This is a genomic window from Flavobacterium sp. N1719, assembly GCF_025947045.1.
GTDB classification, from domain to species: Bacteria; Bacteroidota; Bacteroidia; order Flavobacteriales; family Flavobacteriaceae; genus Flavobacterium; species Flavobacterium stagni.
On record NZ_CP109993.1, the window covers coordinates 2,024,396 to 2,044,828 of the forward strand.

22 protein-coding genes are annotated in these 20,433 nt (G+C 41.2%); 11 read left to right on the forward strand and 11 right to left on the reverse strand.

What is annotated here, in order from left to right; all coding sequences use genetic code 11:
- The first annotated feature begins 31 nt into the window (after nucleotides 1-31).
- Together OLM45_RS08700 and trhA are read left to right on the forward strand one after the other, a co-directional pair.
- On the forward strand, nucleotides 32-883 hold the full coding sequence (locus OLM45_RS08700; protein WP_129462197.1) for a DUF2911 domain-containing protein: 852 nt from the start codon (nucleotides 32-34) through the stop codon (nucleotides 881-883).
- Nucleotides 884-935: 52 nt separating this feature from the next.
- Nucleotides 936-1,571: a PAQR family membrane homeostasis protein TrhA gene (gene trhA, locus OLM45_RS08705; RefSeq protein ID WP_264509597.1), complete on the forward strand. Its 636-nt coding sequence runs from the start codon at nucleotides 936-938 to the stop codon at nucleotides 1,569-1,571.
- 26 nt (nucleotides 1,572-1,597) lie between these two features.
- Here trhA and OLM45_RS08710 read toward each other — a convergent pair whose 3' ends face one another.
- From OLM45_RS08710 to OLM45_RS08750, 9 genes are all read right to left on the reverse strand, one after another.
- A complete protein-coding gene (locus OLM45_RS08710) occupies nucleotides 1,598-3,316 on the reverse strand; it encodes a sodium:solute symporter (protein ID WP_264509598.1) in 1,719 nt (572 codons plus the stop codon).
- 115 nt (nucleotides 3,317-3,431) lie between these two features.
- Nucleotides 3,432-5,924 carry a PIG-L family deacetylase gene (locus tag OLM45_RS08715; RefSeq protein ID WP_264509599.1) on the reverse strand — a complete coding sequence of 831 codons (2,493 nt, stop codon included), beginning with the start codon at nucleotides 5,922-5,924 and terminating at the stop codon, nucleotides 3,432-3,434.
- A 150-nt stretch (nucleotides 5,925-6,074) separates the two neighbouring features.
- Complete coding sequence (locus OLM45_RS08720; protein WP_264509600.1) at nucleotides 6,075-6,521, reverse strand: hypothetical protein; 447 nt, start codon at nucleotides 6,519-6,521, stop codon at nucleotides 6,075-6,077.
- Nucleotides 6,522-6,621: 100 nt separating this feature from the next.
- Nucleotides 6,622-7,149 (reverse strand): mechanosensitive ion channel family protein, encoded by a 528-nt coding sequence (locus OLM45_RS08725; RefSeq protein ID WP_264509601.1) that lies wholly within the window; start codon nucleotides 7,147-7,149, stop codon nucleotides 6,622-6,624.
- On the reverse strand, nucleotides 7,150-7,395 hold the full coding sequence (locus OLM45_RS08730; protein WP_129462191.1) for a hypothetical protein: 246 nt from the start codon (nucleotides 7,393-7,395) through the stop codon (nucleotides 7,150-7,152).
- A gap of 41 nt (nucleotides 7,396-7,436) precedes the next feature.
- Nucleotides 7,437-8,015, reverse strand: coding sequence for a Maf-like protein (locus OLM45_RS08735; protein WP_264509602.1), 579 nt, complete (start codon nucleotides 8,013-8,015; stop codon nucleotides 7,437-7,439).
- The gene (locus tag OLM45_RS08740) at nucleotides 8,005-8,934 is read right to left on the reverse strand and encodes a geranylgeranylglycerol-phosphate geranylgeranyltransferase (protein WP_264509603.1); all 930 of its coding nucleotides are present in this window, start codon (nucleotides 8,932-8,934) and stop codon (nucleotides 8,005-8,007) included. Before OLM45_RS08740 ends, OLM45_RS08735 begins: the two co-directional genes overlap by 11 nt.
- Before the next feature lie 24 nt (nucleotides 8,935-8,958).
- On the reverse strand, nucleotides 8,959-9,486 hold the full coding sequence (locus OLM45_RS08745) for a KdsC family phosphatase (RefSeq protein ID WP_129462188.1): 528 nt from the start codon (nucleotides 9,484-9,486) through the stop codon (nucleotides 8,959-8,961).
- Nucleotides 9,470-10,231 (reverse strand): Rossmann-like and DUF2520 domain-containing protein, encoded by a 762-nt coding sequence (locus OLM45_RS08750; protein ID WP_264509604.1) that lies wholly within the window; start codon nucleotides 10,229-10,231, stop codon nucleotides 9,470-9,472. Before OLM45_RS08750 ends, OLM45_RS08745 begins: the two co-directional genes overlap by 17 nt.
- A gap of 138 nt (nucleotides 10,232-10,369) precedes the next feature.
- On the opposite strand from OLM45_RS08750, the gene ccsA reads away from it, so the two are divergent.
- Nucleotides 10,370-13,537, forward strand: a complete 3,168-nt coding sequence (gene ccsA, locus OLM45_RS08755) for a cytochrome c biogenesis protein CcsA (RefSeq protein WP_264509605.1) — start codon at nucleotides 10,370-10,372, stop codon at nucleotides 13,535-13,537.
- Between the two features lie 80 nt (nucleotides 13,538-13,617).
- Here ccsA and OLM45_RS08760 read toward each other — a convergent pair whose 3' ends face one another.
- Both OLM45_RS08760 and OLM45_RS08765 read right to left on the reverse strand, forming a co-directional pair.
- Nucleotides 13,618-14,406 carry an anti-sigma factor gene (locus OLM45_RS08760; protein ID WP_264509606.1) on the reverse strand — a complete coding sequence of 263 codons (789 nt, stop codon included), beginning with the start codon at nucleotides 14,404-14,406 and terminating at the stop codon, nucleotides 13,618-13,620.
- The gene (locus tag OLM45_RS08765) at nucleotides 14,403-14,936 is read right to left on the reverse strand and encodes an RNA polymerase sigma factor (protein ID WP_129462184.1); all 534 of its coding nucleotides are present in this window, start codon (nucleotides 14,934-14,936) and stop codon (nucleotides 14,403-14,405) included. The genes OLM45_RS08760 and OLM45_RS08765 overlap by 4 nt, the downstream gene beginning before the upstream one ends.
- 233 nt (nucleotides 14,937-15,169) lie before the next feature.
- Here OLM45_RS08765 and OLM45_RS08770 point away from each other — a divergent pair, with 233 nt between their 5' ends.
- The 8 genes from OLM45_RS08770 to OLM45_RS08805 all read left to right on the forward strand — a co-directional run bounded on the left by OLM45_RS08770 (nucleotide 15,170) and on the right by OLM45_RS08805 (nucleotide 20,076).
- Nucleotides 15,170-15,697 (forward strand): glutathione peroxidase, encoded by a 528-nt coding sequence (locus OLM45_RS08770; protein ID WP_264509607.1) that lies wholly within the window; start codon nucleotides 15,170-15,172, stop codon nucleotides 15,695-15,697.
- Nucleotides 15,698-15,782: 85 nt separating this feature from the next.
- Nucleotides 15,783-16,325 carry a bifunctional pyr operon transcriptional regulator/uracil phosphoribosyltransferase PyrR gene (pyrR, locus tag OLM45_RS08775; RefSeq protein ID WP_264509608.1) on the forward strand — a complete coding sequence of 181 codons (543 nt, stop codon included), beginning with the start codon at nucleotides 15,783-15,785 and terminating at the stop codon, nucleotides 16,323-16,325.
- 11 nt (nucleotides 16,326-16,336) lie between these two features.
- A complete protein-coding gene (locus tag OLM45_RS08780; protein WP_129462181.1) occupies nucleotides 16,337-17,263 on the forward strand; it encodes an aspartate carbamoyltransferase catalytic subunit in 927 nt (308 codons plus the stop codon).
- 3 nt (nucleotides 17,264-17,266) lie between these two features.
- Nucleotides 17,267-17,596 carry a ribonuclease Z gene (locus OLM45_RS08785; protein ID WP_264509609.1) on the forward strand — a complete coding sequence of 110 codons (330 nt, stop codon included), beginning with the start codon at nucleotides 17,267-17,269 and terminating at the stop codon, nucleotides 17,594-17,596.
- A gap of 1 nt (nucleotide 17,597) precedes the next feature.
- Complete coding sequence (locus tag OLM45_RS08790; protein ID WP_264509610.1) at nucleotides 17,598-17,798, forward strand: hypothetical protein; 201 nt, start codon at nucleotides 17,598-17,600, stop codon at nucleotides 17,796-17,798.
- Nucleotides 17,799-18,713, forward strand: a complete 915-nt coding sequence (locus OLM45_RS08795) for a ribonuclease Z (protein ID WP_264509611.1) — start codon at nucleotides 17,799-17,801, stop codon at nucleotides 18,711-18,713.
- A 49-nt stretch (nucleotides 18,714-18,762) separates the two neighbouring features.
- Nucleotides 18,763-19,407 (forward strand): pyridoxamine 5'-phosphate oxidase, encoded by a 645-nt coding sequence (gene pdxH, locus OLM45_RS08800; protein WP_264509612.1) that lies wholly within the window; start codon nucleotides 18,763-18,765, stop codon nucleotides 19,405-19,407.
- 171 nt (nucleotides 19,408-19,578) lie between these two features.
- Entirely contained in the window at nucleotides 19,579-20,076 is a 498-nt protein-coding gene (locus OLM45_RS08805) for a CAP domain-containing protein (protein WP_129462176.1), read from the forward strand.
- The last annotated feature ends 357 nt before the right edge of the window (nucleotides 20,077-20,433 follow it).

A 20,433-nucleotide genomic window follows, 5' to 3' on the forward strand; every position in this document is an offset into this window, starting at 1 on the left:
AGTAATTTTGGCAGAACTAAAACAATGAACCATGAAAAAACTAATCTATGCAATTGCCTTTTTTATTGCATCGTATGCGATCGAAGCGCAAGTAAAAACCCCTCAATCGAGTCCGAAAGCCACTGTAAATCAAGTTGTGGGTTTGACCGATGTAGCTATTGAATATTCCCGTCCCAGTGCCAAAGGCCGTACTATTTTTGGCGATTTAGTGCCTTTTGGTAAATTATGGAGAACGGGTGCGAATGCAAATACCCTTGTGTCATTCAGTGAAGATGTGGTAATTGACGGAAAAACCTTAGCAAAAGGAAAGTATGCCTTGTATACGTTACCAAAAGCGGATAACTGGGAAGTAATTTTCTACAAAACTACCGACAACTGGGGAACACCAGAAGAATTCAAAGAAGCGGATGTGGCGTTGCGTGCCAATGCAAAACCTGTGATGACGGATCGTCGCGTGGAAACCTTTACTATGGGTATTGGTAATGTAACCAATGACTCGGCTGAATTAGAAATTGCTTGGGAAAAAACGTTTGTAGCGGTAAAGTTTGAGGTACCTACGCAAAAAGCGGCCATGGCAAGTATTAATAAAACGCTAGCCGGACCTTCAGCTAACGATTATTACAGTGCAGCCCAATATTACTACCAAGCGAACATTGAAATGGCAAAAGCTTTGGAATATGTAAACAAAGCGGTAGGAGCTGTAAAAGCGGGTGAAGAAGCACCATTTTGGCAATTGCGTTTAAAATCGTTAATCCAAGCGAAATTAGGCGACAAAAAAGGAGCGATTGAAACCGCTAAGTTATCGTTAGCCGGCGCACAAAAAGCGAAAAACGATGATTATGTAAAAATGAATAACGATTCCATCAAAGAATGGAGCAAATAATAAATAGCAAGCCCCTGAATTTCAGGGGCTTTTTTTTGCTTACTTTTAAACTATGAAACGGAAGAACCGCAAGCAAGAGGAATTTTGGAATGTGCTCACCCATGGGTTGGGTGCCGTATTGTCGTTGGTGGCGTTGGTCCTTTTGGTTGGATATACCGCCTGGAAAGGCACATTGCTGGAATTGGGGGCGAGTTTGGTGTTCGGACTCAGTTTGGTGCTTTTATACTCCGCTTCAACAATTTATCATGCGGTCGTGCAATTGCGTCACAAACGTTTTTGGCAACGTGTCGACCATTTGAGTATCTACATTCTTATCGCTGGAACCTATACACCAGTAATGTTGGTAGGTTTAAAAGGCGTTTGGGGATGGACACTCTTTAGTTTGATTTGGGTATTGGTGGTCGTCGGATTTGTATTCAAGTTCTCCAAATACCGCTACAACGAGAAATTATCCTTGACGTTATATGCCGTCATGGGTTGGTTGTGCATCATTGGTATACAACCCATCATTCATGCCCTTTCTTCATCGGCGCTGTTATTGATAGCGTTAGGCGGTGCTTGTTATACGGGTGGAATTTATTTTTATGCCAAAGACCGCAACCGTTTTTACCATCCCATTTGGCATGTCTTTGTATTGGGCGGCAGTGCTTTTCACTTTTTTGCCATTTTCCATTACATCTTACCGTAAAAAAAACCACCCGAAGGTGGCTCTATTTAAATTTCGTTTTCATGGACAAGTTGGAGTTCCTCAGGAGATTCTTTGGGCTGCGTGCGTTGGATCAACCATGCAATTACGATGGTCAGTAGAGCACCAATAAAATTGAGCCACAAGAAACTCACCACATCCAGATAATAGATATAGAAGATTAAAAGTTGGGAAATCACGGCACTGTAGAAAATGGCAGTTGCTTTGATGTGTTTAATGTAAAATCCGACAAGGAATATCCCGAGCACTGTACCGTAGAAAATCGACCCGACAATATTCACGAGCTGAATGAGGTTTTCAAACAACGTCCCTACACAAGCGAATAAAATAGCAATGACACCCCACAAAAGCGTAAAATAGCGCGTAGCCATGACATAATGCTTATCGGATTTCTCTTCTTTTAAATTGCGTTTATAGATATCGATAGCCGTTGTAGACGCCAGTGCATTGAGTCCGGATGCCGAGGACGACATGGCGGCACTGAGGATTACGGCGAGTAACAATCCAATCAATCCTTTGGGAAGGTAATTGAGAATGAAATACAAAAACACATAATCTTTATCGTTGGTCTCCGCTTTGGGATCGGCTTTCGCGATTAGTTCTTTGGCTTGATCGCGTAAATCCCGTTCTTTTCCAGACAAAGCCGTCAAGCGATTCCGTAAAATCGGATTGTCGTAATTCTGATTTAAGTGATCGATATACAAGAGGTTGTATTCTTTTTTCTCTTCGGTCAATGCCTTTAATTGGTCTTCTAATTTGTGGTAATCATTGGCATAGGCCGACTTTTCAATAATAGCCTTGTTTACGGGATTAAAGTTCAACGGCACTTCATTGAATTGGAAGAAAACAAACACCAAAACTCCGATGAGGAGAATAAAGAACTGCATCGGAACTTTTAGAAAGCCGTTCATGATGAGTCCCATCTGACTCTCGCGATCGGATTTTCCGGAGAGGTAGCGTCCTACTTGGGATTGGTCGGTTCCAAAATAGGCCAAACTAAGAAAGAACCCCCCAGCGATACCGCTCCAAATGGTATAGCGGGTTTCAGGGTCAAATGAAAAGTCGACTACATTCATTTTCTCATTGGCGCCCGCGATATGCATGGCATTGGAAAGCGTCATGTCGTTGGGTAAGAGCGATAATATGAGGAAGAAGGTAATCAACATCCCGCTCATGATGACAAACATTTGTTGTTTTTGGGTAACGTTTACGGCTTTGGTACCTCCCGAAAAGGTATACACAATCACCAAAATACCAATGATGACATTGAGCATGGTGAGGTTCCAACCCAAAAGGGTAGACAACACAATGGATGGCGCATAAATGGTGAGTCCGGTTCCAAGTCCGCGCTGAATCAAGAATAGGATAGAAGCCAGCGAGCGGGTTTTTAGATCGAACCGTTGCTCTAGGTATTCATAGGCCGTGTAGACTTTTAATTTGTGGTAAATGGGAATAAACGTCAGGGAAATCACCACCATGGCAATCGGGAGTCCGAAATAGAACTGTACAAATCCCATTCCGTCGTGGTAGGCCTGTCCTGGGGTAGAAAGAAAAGTAATGGCACTCGCTTGGGTGGCCATGACTGAAATCCCCACGGTAAACCAATTGGTTTGCTTGTTTCCTAAAATATATTCTTCTACGTTGCGGCTCCCTTTGGTTTTGTACACCCCATAGATGACAATGGAGAGCAGGGTTACCGATAAAATAATCCAGTCCAGTTGTTGCATACTAGGAGTAGTTTTCCATGAGTAAATAAAAAATCAAAATATACAAGGCGTTGATGACTAACAGCCAAGTATAGTTATTGCTCCATCGGTTTTCCTTGTTGGTTTTCATATTGGTTTAGTTTTTTGCCGAAATTAGATTTGCCATGAGTCGGAAAGCGCCAGGAACGCCTTCGGGCAATTCGCGGAAAAAGCTCAATCCGGTATAAATATACGTTCCTTTTCCATAGGGAGCGACGAGTAGCGCACCGTCTTTGGGTTTTTCTCCTTGATCATTAGCTGAAATCAAGGCCGTGTACTGCGCATCCCATTCACTGGGGTAGTACAAGCCTTGCTCTTGTTTCCAGCCGGTAAAGTCGGCACTCGTAATTTTATTGGGATAGTTTAAAATGCGGTGATTGGGTTGGAGAAAGCGTACTTCGGCATTCTCTTCCGTAACGCGGTCACGGGAAATTTTGAGTGGGTAGGGCGCATACTCCTTGGTCACCATATCATCCAACGTGTTGTATTGCACGATCATCGTTTTCCCACTTTTTACAAAATCCAACAAAACCTGTTGTTTATAAGCCAATTGATTCACCACGTTATAGGCTCTAATTCCAGTCATCACCACATCAAATGATTGTAGCAACTCAGGAGTAAGCGATTCGGGTTTCACTACAGTGACTTCATACCCCATTTGGGTGAGACTGTTGGGCACTTCATCACCGGCTCCCATGATGTAAGCGATTTTTTCCTCGTTGGTTTTAATGTTGAGTTTGATGGCTTTGGCTGCAGCCGACTTCAATACCATTTGTTTGTAGATGTGCGGGTAGTTGATGTCTATTTTATCTTGTTTGAAGGTTTGGTTGTCCACTGTGACCACACTTTGAATGACAGCTTCAGCGGCTTCTTTGGGAGGGGTTAGGGTAAAAACAAACTCGGCGGTTTCGCCTTTGCGTTGGAGGGTAACTGTTTGTTGTTCCGGACTTACTTTCCAGTCGGAGGGGACCTGCAATTGCACCGATCCACTGAGGTTTTCTTTGCCGGCTTTCACAATTACACGCACTTCGCGACTGCGGTTTTTGGGGAAGATGTAGACTTTTTCTTTGATGGACGAAGTAGCTGCAGGGACAATGTCTAGTGGTTGGTACACTTCACCTTTCACGTCATCGTTGTATTTGTAGACAATTTTGCGGGTAAACGGAATTTCCACACCTTGAATGGAAAGGAAAAAAGTAACTTGGGTAGCGCGTTGTACATCGGGTTTACCAATGAGTAGGCGATCGTTTACGGTGTACATGCCTACGGATCCTTCCTCTTTGAGGTAGTAGGGCGCCGTGTAGTCATAATCAGTTGGCAAGGTAAGATCAAAACTAGTTGTCAGGTCTTTGTTATTAGTTAAAACCTGATTATTCCAATTCACTGCAGTTTTAGGATAGGTTTCTACACGGTTTAAAGTCCAAGCATTGGCACTGCGGTTGATGGCTTCGAGTTTGACTTTTATTGTACTACCGGGTGTTGTTTCTTGCACATCGGAAACGGCTTCAAGGTAGAGACCGGAACAAGCGGCGATTATCTTTTTGATTTCCTCCGATTTTTGGTTGCGCCAAAAAGGGTCTTGCAATTGTTGAATGAGCGAGTAGGCCTTTATCAAATCGGGTACACTGGCACCAGGATTCGTATAATTGAATTCTTTTTGCACTTTAGCGAGCAGTTCGCTCACTGCTTTTCCATCCGCTAGACGGTTCCATGTAGTATCAATCCCATCGAATAGATTGTTTTTGTTGGCGGGTGCCGTGCCTTTTAAGAATTCTAAATATTCGTCTTCTTCACCGCGGGTTCCTGTATTTCCGAAGCCTTGGGATTGGTGGCAGCTCCGACTCAAGGCTGCAATTTCTTGGTTGGATTTTCCGGCAAAGGGATAGTAAACGCCAATTTGGAGTTGGGCTTGTTTGCTCTTATCGGCTTTTTCAAATTTCTCTTTGCTGCCATAAAACCACCAAGAGGTATTGAAATATATACGCTGGGGTTGCCAGGGTTGGGTGTAAGCTAATTGATCCGCAAATTGGTTGGGTTGGTTGGCCAAATCAAAGGCTTCCATGGAAAGCATGGCCGATGCCGTGTGATGACCGTGGGTGGTGCCGGGTGAGCGGTGGTCAAAACGGTTGATAATAATATCAGGTCGAAAAGTTCGAATAGCCCATACCACATCACTTAAGACTTGATTTTTGTCCCATATTTGCAGGGTTTCCGTAGGGTTTTTAGAGAAGCCAAAGTCGTTAGCACGCGAAAAAAACTGTTCGCCTCCATCAATTTTACGGGCTTCGATGAGTTCTTGGGTTCGAATTACCCCTAACAATTCCCGCAATTCAGGTCCGATTAAGTTTTGTCCACCATCACCGCGGGTGAGGGACAAATAGCCAGTTCGGGCATGTACTTCATTGGATAAAAAGGAAATCAATCGGGTATTTTCATCATCGGGATGGGCGGCGATATAGAGTACGTTGCCCAAAAAATTCAGTTTTTCAATTTGGTGGTAAATGTCGGCAGCATTCGGTTTTTCAGGTCGTTGCCCCCATGTAGGAAGTGCAACGATACAAGCAGCCAGTAACAAAAACGATTGACGCATTAGTAGTTAATTTGAATTCCTTCAAAAATACGGATTTCTATGGGCTACCCTTTTTTTATTTGAATTTCTTTAACAAAAAAAAGGAGTACAGCATTGTACTCCTTTTCCCCCTAAACTAACTAAATTAACCCTAACGATTATGAATTAGTGTTATCTTCTGCCTCGTCCATGGCCACGTCCTTCGTGGTGTCCGTGGTGTCTTCCACGATCATGATCATCGTCGTGATCGCGGTACACCACTACGGTTCGTTGAGGAACAGTGACATAACGAGCGCGATGTCTTTTGTGATAATAGTACGGTGTTTTGCCGTAGTAGTCGGTGAGGTATACGACACGTCCGCGACGCATATCGTAGTGATTGCAACGGGCGGGTAAATAGGCATTACGAATCCAACGCCCATTGGAGAAATACAAGAACAAGCCGTTGGGGACATCGTAATACACATCAATTTCAGGCAAGTAGTAGTACTGTACTTCCACACGGTCGGCAGGTGCCCAAACCGGTGGTGTTCCAAAATTGATATTGACATTTACTTGAGCTACTGCAGCGCTACTTCCCAGTAACAAGGCTGCAATTATTAGTCGTATACTTTTCATAAACTTTTGTTTTTAGCTTATGATACAAAGTTGCGACAGATGCAGTGACTAGGTGTTATAACAATTTCAGGAATCGTTACAGTATTTCCATTTTAACACCTTAGTCCATGAATTCGGGAGAATCATTACGGGGATTGAGTACGGTTATCCCTTTCTGTAACAGTAGGTTATTCGGATAGGTGCTTAACTCGCCATCACTGGAACGAAGGTTAATATGAAAGGCATTGATGTCTTCGATTTCTCCTTGAACTGGAAAATCTTTATCGTTGATGCGAATGATGTCGCCAATTTTAAAAGGGAAAAAGAAAAAGAGGATAATTCCTGAAGTGATGTTACTGAGAATCGACCATTGGGCAAACATGGCTACTCCAATAACGGTAGTAATGGAGGAAACGGTCACTAAAATATCTTCTTTTTTTACACCCCAAATGACAATGAGGGCAATTACCGCAATGATGTTAATCAACAAGTCAATGTATTTGATGACTAAATTGGCGCGGTGTTCGATGTTGTGGTTGGTTTTGGCAAAGCGCCGAACCACCTTGGCAACCAGCATGCGCAGCACGATGACAAGGAAAAGCACACTAGTAGTAGCGATGATTTCTGTTGTAAATTGATTGAATCCCATTTACAAATGCCCTTCTTGATTGCGTTGGTTAATATAATTCAGTTGGTGTTCGGCCACATAATTTCGAAATATAGCGACCAATGACTCGTAGTATTTTTTGAGGTGTTGGACATTGATCTCCGGATTGCTATCGATGGGGATGGTGACCGGCATTTCGTTTAAGTACTGGTGCAATTCGGGGAAATTATCGCGAATGACCATGGTTACTTTCAATATTTTGGCATTGATTTCCTGCTCCGTTTCCATTACTGAAAAGGTATTATTTGTTGTGCCCTATAAAAGTACGACTATTTTAAAAAGTGAGTTGTTAAATAGTGATAAACTTTTTCAGTCGGTAATCCCACAACATTGGTATACGAGCCTTCAATTCGAGAAATACCCGTGAGGCCAATCCAATCTTGAATACCATACGACCCTGCTTTGTCAAAAGGTTGGTGTTTGTCGAGATAATAATGAATGGCATCAAGCGATAAAGGAGCAAAGGTGACTTTTGTTTTATCAAAAATAACAGCCTCAGTAGTTTGGGTTTTAAAGCAAACTGAAGTGATGACTTCATGGGTATTTCCTGAAAGCTCCTGTAACATGGCAACGGCATGATCATAATCGGTTGGTTTGCCCAAAGCTTTTCCGTGCAACCAAACGAGGGTGTCGCTGGTGATGAGAAGTTCATTTTCAGTAAGCGACCCTTCAAAAGCAGCAGCCTTGAGTTGGGCCAAATAATTGGTAATTGCTTCGGCTTGCAAATGATCGGGATAGACTTCGTCAATTTCTTTGATTCGAATTTCAAAATCCAAATCCAAGTCCTTGAAGAATTGTTGGCGGCGGGGCGAACCCGAGGCCAAGATGATTTTATAATTAACCGGCATGGTGTTTTAAATTAAAAGTCAGGACAGCCAAAGCCAAAATTCCTAACAGCGTAATGAATTTCATCAATTTGCTGAGTTGTGCATAATCCGCTTTGGTTTGGGCTTGCAGCACGCGGATGGCGATAAACAACAATGGAGCAACGGTGAAAAAGAGTAAGTATCCAATAATTAAGAAATAGGAATTATTGAAAAGGTCAGTGAAACAATAATACAGGGCCAAAACCGCACTGATTACAGCGATTGCCGCCACAAGGATATTGGTTTTTTGTGTACCCAAAACAAGAGGTAAAGTTTGCATTCCAAGTGCATCATCGCCTTCACGGTCTTCGGCATCTTTGATAATTTCACGAATTACCGTGAGTAGTACGGCAAAAAGGGCGTAATATTTCAACATGCCAAACAAGGCTGACATGGCTACATTATTACTGGCATTCGTAATGGGATACAAATCAAAAATGGCTTCCAAAATAATGGTCGCGCCCGTCAACAATCCGATAACTAAATTCCCAACAAAAGGCATTTGTTTGAGGGAAGAAGAATACACATACAAAAGGGCAACCACCAAAACAAAGAAAACGCCAAATCCGGGGCGGCCAATGCAATTGGACAAATACATTCCGATACCCACACCCGTAATAGAGAGTCCGCCGTACCAATAATACGCATTGGCTTCGGAAATTGCGGATCCAATGAGCACTCGGTTGGGACGATTAATAGCATCAACTTCTTGGTCAAAAACATCATTGATGATATATCCACCCGCAGCAATACAGGCAACTGCAGTAACAAAAAGTAGGAATTCCAGTGGGGTTAATGCCAAATAAAGACTTAATTGTTCCAAAAAACCGTAACGAATGACAAAGAGCATTCCGATTAAGGCTAAAATATTTGGGTAGCGAATTAATTGTAAAAATTTCATGTTGTAATGATTCTAATAGAGCGTTTAATCGTGTTTTCCGTTGTAATAGGTATGCCATTTGCCTTGGACTTTCATCACTTGTTCGATGACATCCCGAACGGCACCTTTCCCGCCATTTTTGTGGGAGATATAGGTAGAAATGGCTTTGATTTCCGGACTTGCATCTTGGGGACAAGTGGGAAGGCCAACTTTTTGCATCACGTGATAATCGGGAATATCGTCACCCATATACAAAACTTGATCCGGTTGGATGCCATAAATATCACAATATTCTTTGAAGGTTTCCACTTTATCGGGTGAACCCAAATAAATGTCGGTGATGCCCAGGTTACGCAAACGGATGCGCACGCCTTCATTGCTTCCTCCCGAAATAATGCATACATTATAACCACTTTCGAGTGCGGCTTTCATCGCAAATCCGTCGCGGATATGCATTTCGCGTAACATTTCTCCGGTAGGTGAAACGTGTACGGTACCGTCGGTGAGTACGCCGTCAACATCCAACACAAAAGTGGTGATGTCGTTCATGAGTTCTTTATAGCTTTTTGCCATGATCAATAATGGATTTTGTCAAGAGTTGGTAAACTTCTTTTTGGGTGGCATCGGTCAATGCCGCCAAGTGCCGATTGAGTGTTTCGGTATCGCCACGAAGGGCAGGACCGGTTTGTGCTTGTTGTGGGGTAAGGGTTTGAATTTTATCTGCAGTTTCAGCAATCAACGGTTGGAGAATGGCAAAGGGAACCTGATGTTCTTCGCACAAATCGTGGCCTATTTGATACAAATGATTGGTGAAATTACACACAAAAACAGCCGCGACATGTAAGGCTTTGCGTTGGTCTTCCGAGATGCGGTACACCGATTCCGAAACCGAATGGGCCAATTCGTGAAGAATGGCAAAGTCCGACTCGTGTTCGGTTTCCAAGCAAAACGGAATGTGGTGATAGGCGAGTCGTTTTCCTTTGGTAAAGGTTTGTAACGGATAAAAAACACCCCGACGATTTTTGGGATCTAAAACAGCAAGTGGTGTAGTCCCTGAGGTGTGTACCACCAATTTATTGTTCAGTGGGAGTTGGGATGACACTGCGCCAATAGCGTTATCTGAAACGGCAATTACATATACGTCGGCTTCAGCAAGAGAGGCCGCATCAGTGATTATGTCCAAGTCGGGAAATTGCTGTTCCAAAGTTTTTGGATGGCGGGCTAGAACTTGGACAAGGTGAACATTTCCGCTTTCGCGAAAGGCCGTAATGAGATGTTGGGCCACATTTCCAGAACCAATAATCACCGTTTTTATCATGGCTGTAAAAGTATAAAAAAAGGGGCAAAATGCAATTTTATTCTAGGGAACAGACAATTCCTAATATTCCATTAAAATCCATGAGTTGAAATGATAAAAACGTTTTTTTGGTGTATTTTTGCGTAAATTTTTTTGAAAATGGCTGATAAATTAGCTTCCTTCTTATATTCCACCCGATTAATGGCGGTATTGTTTATTGTGTACGCAGCAGCTATGGCGGCGGGAACTTTTATTGAGAGTGATTTCAATACGGATACGGCTCGAATCTGGATTTACAACACCAAATGGTTTGAGTTGATTTTGATTTTCTTTTTGATCAATTTCATTGGGAATATCAAACGCTATCAATTGCATTTGCGCAAGAATTGGGCGACCTTATTGTTGCACTTGGCGTTTATTTTAATCATTATTGGGGCAGGAATCACACGGTACATCAGTTTTGAAGGGGTAATGCCGATTCGGGAAGGTGAAAGTGCTAAACAATTTTATTCCGATAAAAATTATTTAACGGTTTGGATTGACGGGCAATACCAAGGGGCATTGAAGCGACGCATCATTGAGAAGCCCTTATTGTTATCTGAAGCGGTTTATCCTCCATTTGCCTCCAATAATTTTACTATCGATGAAAAATTTGATCAAACTCCTTTCCAAATTTCGTATAAAAAATTCATGATGGATGCCAAGCAAACGATTGCTGCCGATGCCAACGGAAAGTTTTTTATCAAAATGGTTGAAGCGGGTGGCGGTCAACGTCATGAGCATTTTCTAGAAGAAGGTGTTGTGCAAAGCATACACGGATTGTTATTTTCACTCAATAAACCCATGGAGGGCGCGATTAACATCACGACAGATGGGACAAAGACAACGATAAAATCGCCTTTTGCAGGGAATTTCATGCGTATGGCGGATCAATTTAAAGGGGAAATTGCCGCAGCTACTGAACAAGATTTGATGTTTCGCTCTTTATATAATGTAGGCGGTTCGCAATTTGTTTTTCCAGAGCAACCCATTAAAGGGAAAAAAGAATGGACATCGGGGACCAACTACAAAGCCAAAAATACCGATGATGCTTTGATTGTTACTGTAACTTCGGGTGGTAAATCGCAAGATATTACATTGGTAGGTTCCAAAGGTAAAACGGGTGAGCCTCAAGTGGTAAAATTGGGCGGACTGGAGTTCACGTTACTGTTTGGTAGTAAAGTCTATGAGTTGCCATTTTCCATGCGATTGAATGATTTTATTGCTGATAAATATCCGGGAACCGAGAAAAGTTATTCGGCTTTTAAAAGTAAGGTTACGGTCATGGATAATGGGAAAAACACCGATGCCGATATTTACATGAACCATATTTTGGATTACGGCGGTTATCGTTTCTTCCAATCGTCGTTTGATCCCGATGAAAAAGGAACGGTTTTATCAGTGAACCACGATTATTGGGGAACGATGATTACTTATATTGGCTACTTTTTATTGTTTTTTGGCATGTTAGCCATTTTATTTGATAAGAATACGCGCTTTGCCGATTTGAAAAAGAAATTGGAAAAAGTAAAAGAAAAGAAGAATGCTTTAGCAACGATTCTTTTGTTCTTTATCAGTTTTGCCATACAAGCGCAACACTCGGAGCATGATGGTCACCAGCATTCCAATCCTATGGCGATGCCCACGAATATCAACTATTTGGATTCGGTGAAGAAATATGCAGTTCCTGAAGTACAAGCGGAGAAATTTGGACGTTTGGTCATTCAAGATGATGGCGGACGTATGAAACCGGTGAATACATTTTCTTCGGAATTGTTACGGAAAGTGAGTAAAAGCGATACTTACGAAGGATTAAACGCCGATCAAGTATTTTTATCCATGGTGATGTATCCCAGAGCTTGGGAGAATTTGCCTGTGATTTATTTGAAAAAAGGAAACGACAGTATTCGCAAAATCATTGGCGTTGGAAAAGACGTTAAGTATGTGAAATTTAAAGATTTCATTACGGATAATGGAATGTATAAATTATCACCCTATTTGGATGATGCCTATAAAACCACCAATCCGAATAATTTTCAAAAGGATTTTGTGGAAGCCGACAAAAAAATCAATTTGTTGTACAGTGCGATGTACGGCGGCATTTTAAAGATATTCCCTGTTCCAAATGACAAGAGTAACAAATGGGTTTCTTTCATGGAATTGAACCAAGCGACGGGAACCGATTTGGATAAAATCAAGAATGCTTTTCCGTATTATTTGAATGAGTTGGGAAGAGGTACAAAGACCAAAAACTACACCATGGCCAATACCTTATTAAAAGGTTTGGAAGATTACCAAAAGAAATACGGTAAAGCTGTTCGCCCTTCAGACCAGCAAATTGATTCGGAAATTTTATTGAATAAATACGATGTGTTCCGCAGCTTATTTTGGTTGTACATGTTGGCGGGAAGTATCATGTTGATTCTAACGATCATTCGCATCTTTACCAACAGTCGTTTGTTGCGCATTTCCATCAATGCCTTTCATCTATTCATCGGTATTTTGTTTGCCACCCACACCGCAGGTTTGATTGCCCGTTGGTATGTGTCTGGACATGCACCCTGGAGTGATGCCTATGAAAGTATGATTTATGTGGCGTGGGCGACCATGTTTTTCAGTTTGGCTTTTGACCGTAAGTCGAAATTGACCGTTGCGGCAGGTACGTTTGTGACTTCCATGATTTTGATGGTGGCGCACATGAGTTGGATGGATCCACAAATTGCCAATTTGCAACCCGTATTGAATTCCTATTGGTTAATGATCCACGTGGCGGTAATTGTGATGAGTTACGGTCCGTTTACATTGGGAATGATTTTAGGTGTTGTAGCGATGATTTTAATGTTGGCCACCAACGAAAAGAACAAAGAAGTCATGCAGTTGAACATCAAAGAGATTACTTATATCAACGAAATGGCACTAACGTTAGGGTTGGTGTTATTAACGATAGGAAACTTTTTAGGGGGGCAATGGGCGAATGAAAGTTGGGGCCGTTATTGGGGTTGGGACCCAAAAGAAACATGGGCGTTGATCAGTATTATGGTTTATGCGTTTGTAATTCATGCCCGCTTAGTTCCGGGATTACGCGGATTGTTTGCGTTCAACTTCATGAGTGTTTTGGCGTTTGCTTCCATATTAATGACCTATTTTGGAGTAAATTTCCACTTAACCGGAATGCACTCGTATGCTACGGGAGAAAAGCAAAACGTAGATATTTACATTCGCATATTTGTAATTTTCATGGTATTTGCCGGATTTGTTTACTGGCGGTACCGTAAGGTTTCGAAGTAACTAGAAAACGATAAGAAATAAAAAAGGTTCGATATACATTGTCGAACCTTTTTCTGTTTGTATGAAAGTTAATTAAAGACTTATACTTTGCCCAAGGTGTACAATTGTTCCATGGTTGGCGATTTACTACCACCAGCAGGTTCAAGGGTAATTCCGAAGGCTTGTGCATCTCCCGTTCCTTCTACAGCAAATACTTTACCCGGATTTTTCGTGAAATCATTTAAAAGACCAATACTAGTAGGAGTAAGGGCAGGAACTAATTTCAACGACCAAATTTGGTACACTTTGCCTTTTGGAGGTTCCGGTAAGCCTGAAGCATCGACATAGACTTTTTGGGTTTTTTGGTTCCAATAAATCTTGGCAGTAGCGTTGGGTGCAGCGGCTTGACCGGCTAGGCTTACTACTGTATTTTGACTATCGCGAATGACATCGAGCGCTACAACGGTTTGTTGTTTTTCCAATTCCAATTCGACAACCGATTTCTGCAAGGTAGATTTTTCATTTTGAAGAGTGCCAATTTCCGATTGTGCATCGGCCACTTTATTGTACTGAAGTGCAACACCCACTAATAGCGCGACAGAAGCGGCCCAACCAAGGTTAGGCGTAATGCTACGACGCGAGTTCATTTGTACCACGTTGCCACCACCCATATCGAGGCGTTCCTTTATGGATTGGAACACACCTGCTGACAGCGCTGGGGCAATGCTGGAGGACAGATTGATGACCGATTTTTCAATCGATACGATTTCGTTGAGAACCGTACTGTCTTTCTTGGACAGTGCAGCAATCTCGGCAGATTCGTTTTTGGGTAAAGCCCCGTAAACGTATAATTCGAGATCACCGGATTCGATTATTTCTTTTGAATTCATGATACGTTCAAATAAGTTCTTAAATCATTGATACACGTGCGATTTTGTGTTTTCACGGTTCCAATCGGAATTTCAAGTTCTTCGGAAGCTTCCTGTTGGGTATAACCCTGGAAGAACAAGAGTTCTAACAATTGGATACATTTAGGTTTCAACTTTTTAATGAAATCCTTAATACCAATAGTATCAATGCGACTGTTCATTCGACTGTTGTCTCCAACCATATATACGAAGTTGTCGACATCTAGGTTTTTCTTGCTGTTATTGTACCCCTTCGAACGAAGTTTGTCAATGGCCGTATTACGGGCAATATTCAATATCCACGTATAGAACCGACCTTTGGAGTCGTTATACGAATCGATATTTTTCCAAATTTTTACGAATGTTTCCTGAAGGACGTCTTCCGCTTCATCACTATCCTTTATCAGGTTAGCAATTACGGCATAGAGACTCTTCGAATACATGTCGTACATGGCTGTGAAAGCGCGCTCATCTTTGTTTACGAGCAGCGGAATCAATTGTTCCTGTGTCATGTGTTAACAAGTTAGTTCAACAAATTTTTTTATTCAGAGTGTCAGTATATACGGACTAATTGACTCTATGGTTTTATTTCACTCCGAAAAATTAACACATTTTTATTGAACGTAATCTATACTGTTGAATTTTTTTAGATTAATTTTAGACAAAAAAATAAACCATGAACATAAAAATTCTTGCAACAGCCCTGATACTTGGCTTATTATCATGTAAAAATACTGATAATGCTATGGCAGAAAATACCTCTAATTTTGTAGAAAACGACTCAATGGCAACACGTGAAACGATTTATCAGTTTAAAGTAGAAGATTTAGAAGGCAACACATTTGACTTTGCTACTTTAAAAGGAAAGAAAATATTGGTAGTAAATACCGCTTCCAAATGCGGATTAACGCCACAGTATAAAGAATTGGAAGCTTTATACAAACAGTACAAAGACAAAAATTTTGTGATTGTAGGTTTTCCTGCCAATAATTTTGGCCAACAAGAACCGGGAAGTAATAAAGAGATTGCCACATTCTGTCAAAAAAATTACGGCGTAACCTTCCCGATGATGGCAAAAGTATCTGTAAAAGGAGAGGATATGTGTGCGATGTATCAGTTCTTAACACAGCAATCTCGCAACGGTTTGCAAGACAATCAGGTAGAATGGAATTTCCAAAAGTATTTGATTGGAACGGACGGTCATTTGGAAAAAGTGGTCGCACCACAAGTCACCCCAATGGATGCACAAATTGTCGATTGGATTAAAAAATAAATCAATTCCCTCCTTGTGAGGGATTTTTTTTGAATAGTGTTGAATAAAAATCCGTACTTTTACCACCCAAACAGCACACTTCACTATGAGTCAAAAAGTCTTACTCAATTCGAAAGAAGTACACATCATCCTGCATCGTTTGGCTTGTCAGTTAATCGAAAAACACCTTGATTTTAGTTCGACCGTTTTAATCGGGTTGCAACCGCGCGGTAAATATTTGGCTGAGCGCATTGCCCAATTATTGCGTGACGAATACCAAGTAAAGGACATTCGTTTGGGATTTTTGGACATTACGTTTTTTCGGGATGATTTTCGACGTGGCGACAAACCCTTGGAGGCCAATAAAACCCAAATTGATTTTTTAGTAGAAGATCAAAAAGTGGTTTTTATTGACGATGTGTTGTATACTGGACGAAGTATTAATGCAGCCCTTACAGCTATTCAATCGTTTGGTCGTCCTTCTGAAGTCGAATTACTAACCCTCATAGACCGACGTTTTAGTCGCCATTTGCCCATTCAACCCGATTATCGTGGCCGTCAAGTCGACGCCATCAACCAGGAAAAGGTCAAGGTATGTTGGATGGAAAATGAAGGAGAAGATGCCGTCTATTTGGTCACACAACACTAAACTACAACACAATGTCTGAACTTTCCGTAAATCACCTGCTCGGCATCAAATATCTCAAGGAAGAAGATATCCAATTGATTTTTGAAACGGCAGATCATTTTAAAGAAGTCATCAACCGCCCGATTAAAAAAGTTCCCTCGTTACGGGATATTACAATTGCCAATATCTTTTTTGAAAACAGTACCCGAACCAAGTTATCGTTCGAGTTGGCACAAAAGCGTTTATCTGCCGATGTCATTAGTTTTTCGGCGGCCCAATCTTCTGTTAAAAAAGGGGAGACTTTAATTGATACGGTGAATAATATATTAGCGATGAAAGTGGATATGGTGGTCATGCGCCATTCCCATCCCGGTGCGGCGTATTTTTTATCACAGCATGTCAAGGCAAGTATTGTCAATGCGGGCGATGGCGCACACGAACATCCTACACAAGCGTTATTGGACAGTTATTCCATTCGGGAACGTTTGGGTGATGTAGCTGGGAAAAAAGTAGTCATTGTAGGCGATATTTTGCATTCACGGGTAGCCTTATCCAATATTTTTGCATTGCAAATGCAAGGAGCTGAAGTGCGTGTTTGCGGCCCCAAAACCTTAATACCGAAATATGTAGAAAGTTTGGGGGTAAAGGTAGAATCCAATTTGCGCCAAGCACTCGAATGGTGTGATGTTGCCAATATGCTTCGCATTCAAAACGAGCGTTTGGATGTAACCTATTTTCCATCGACTCGGGAATACGTGCAGCAATTCGGACTTACCCAAGAACTATTAAATTCGCTTAATAAAGAAATTGTAATCATGCACCCCGGACCGATTAACCGTGGAGTCGAAATCACTTCTGAAGTCGCAGACGGACCGCATTCGGTGATATTGGATCAGGTGGAGAATGGGGTAGCCGTGCGTATGGCGGTCATTTATTTATTAGCATCAAAAATAAAATAACCTATGAAAGTTGACGTCAAAGGACATACAACCATAATTAAAAACACAGCAGAAGGAATAGCCGCTTTTTGTGAAAAAGTGACGCACGAACATGCGCAATTTGCCCAACAGAATCTCATTATAGACCTCACGCATGTGACAACTACTTTGGCCGATGTGAAATTATTTTCAGCTTTGTCTAAAGTACATCGCAAAGGAAAGAAATCGTTTGTCCTTGTTGCTTTGGATTTGGATTACAATGCGGTACCAGCCCAGTTGCATGTAGTGCCTTCGCTCCAAGAGGCGCATGATATTATTGAAATGGAGGAGATTGAACGCGATTTAGGATTTTAAGATGAACAACAAGACTTTTATATATATCTATACAGTTGTACTGTTTGCACTGACCTTTTTATTGGTTCGCCGATTCTTTGGCAATTTAAAAACGGGTGATTTTGAATATTTAAAATTGGCGCTGAATTTGGGAATCGTCATTGTTCTGATTCTTAAAATTGTTCGTTTAGGAAAAATTGAAAATCAAAAAAAGGAAGAATAGTTGAAACTTACCATACTTGGTTGTTATGCCGCCACGCCGCGTACATTATCCAATCCGACTTCTCAGGTTTTGGAAATCAAGAATCATGTTTTTTTGATTGATTGTGCTGAAGGAACCCAAGTACAATTGCGCAAAAGCAAAGTAAAGTTTTCCAAAATCAATCATATTTTTATTTCCCATTTACACGGCGATCATTTTTATGGATTGGTCGGTTTGATTTCGACCTTCATGCTTTTAAATCGCGAGAGTGATTTGCACGTGTATGGTCCGAAAGGCATCAAAGAAATTATTCTATCGCAATTGCGCGCTTCGGGTTCGTATACCGGGTACAGTTTGTTTTTTCATGAATTGGAATCCAAAGCTTCCGAAGTTATTTTTGAAGACGAGAAAGTGCGTGTTTCCACAATACCCTTGAACCACCGCATTTACACCAACGGCTATTTGTTTGAAGAAAAAAATAAAGAGCGTAAATTGAATATTGCCGCGGTTGAGGAGTATGCGATTGACAAAGTCTATTATAATAAAATTAAATACGGCGGTGACATTACACTTGAAGATGGTCGGGTTATCCCAAATACTGAATTAAGTTTTGATCCGGCAGTCGCCCGAAGTTATGCCTATTGCAGCGATACTTTGTACGATGAACGCATTATTCCGCTTATTGAAGGAGTTGATTTATTGTATCACGAAAGTACATTTTTAGAAAAAGAAGCCCATTTGGCGGAAAAAACCATGCATTCCACTGCCAAGCAAGCGGCAACTATAGCCTTAAAAGCCAAGGTGCGTCAATTGGCCTTGGGCCATTATTCTACGCGATACGGTTCGATTGACGGATTTCAATCCGAAGCCGAAACCATTTTTCCTAACGTTTGGTTAGCCGATGACGGCAAAGAATTCGAAATTCCGTTGCGTTAATTTTACTTCCCATTCTTTTGCCGTAATTTAGTACGCAAATAAGTGTACGATGAAAGATTTAGGCAATTACCGAAAATCCTATGATAAAAGTGAGCTGTTGGAATCACAGCTCCCAGAAGATCCTATTAATTTATTTCACCGCTGGTTTCATGAAACCGAAGACTTTGGTGGAGTCGATGAAGTCAATGCTATGACCGTAGCTTCTATCGGACTCGATGGATATCCGAAGTCGCGCGTGGTGTTATTAAAAAAGTTCAACGAAGAAGGGTTTATTTTTTACACCAATTATAATTCTGAAAAGGGGAGAGCCTTGGAAGTCAATCCGCAGGTTTGTTTGTCCTTTTTTTGGCCAAGTATCGAACGTCAGGTTATCATTAAAGGAAAAGCAGAGAAAACATCCGAAATCGTTTCAGATAATTATTTTGACAGCCGCCCTGACGGGAGTAAGTTAGGCGCTATCGTTTCGCCCCAAAGTGAGGTCATTCCTTCCCGCAGTTTTTTAGAAGATAATTTACACCAATTGGAAAAAGAATTTGAAGGGAAAAACATTCCGCGACCTGGTCATTGGGGTGGCTATTTGGTCCGACCCGTTTCTGTTGAATTTTGGCAAGGTCGCCCCAACCGTTTACACGATCGCATTCGGTTCACACTTCTGTCAGATTATACATGGCAAATTGATCGGTTAGCACCTTAATTGTAAGAAAATATCCCTATAAAATAAATTACTTATGTAGTTCATCGATTTTATTTGTCGTTTCGACGGTATAGTAGTAAGTTTGGATAACCAAATCAAAACAACGTTCATCAATTATTAACTGACAAGATATTTGCCCCACATCTATCGGTCAAAACTTAACCTACTACTATGAAAGCAAAACTACTCAGATTGTTTTTGCCAATTGCATTGGTATTCACAATGGTATCGTGTTCTAAAGACACCGACAGCGATTCATCTCAAGAATATCGCTTAGTGACTTCGTATGATTACTCTGCTGAGGAATCAGATCTCATCCAACGTATCAACGATTACAGAGAAAGTATAGGTAAATCGCGTTTACAAATCGTAAATCACATTTCGTACAAATCGTATGAGCACAATGAGTACATGATTGACAACAATGTGGTAAATCATGATTATTTTGACGATCGCGTAAACAACATCAAACATGTTTTAGGAGCAGTTCGAGTAGGGGAAAATGTAGCCTACAATTTCTCTAGTCCAACTTCTGTTTTAAATGCATGGTTGAACAGTCCGGGTCACAAAGCCAACATTGAAGGCGATTACACCCACTTTGGAGTTTCCATCTCGGTAAACCCAACTACTGGTAAACGCTATTACACCAACATATTTATGAAGAAATAATTGATTTATAGTTTTGTTTGATTTTGAAAAAGGCCACCCTTCGGGGTGGTTTTTTGTTTGTATTTTATTTTAGGATTTGGCAGCACATGTTGGGTGGTTTACTCCATTCTCACCGGCTTTCGCCTTTATCCCCGATCGGAATCGGGGTATACCGGCTCTATCCGGGCTGAAGGTCACGTGTTGTTTTTTTACACCTATCTTTTGGATCCTTTACAAATTGCAATCAACTTTTCAAATATTCAATTCCATATTAGTAAAAATGTATGTTATCGATTTAAAATGGCTTTCAAGCAAATGAAACCAATATTTGGCATCATTACTTTGTAAGTAATCTTCTTTAATCATTCATTTCAATAG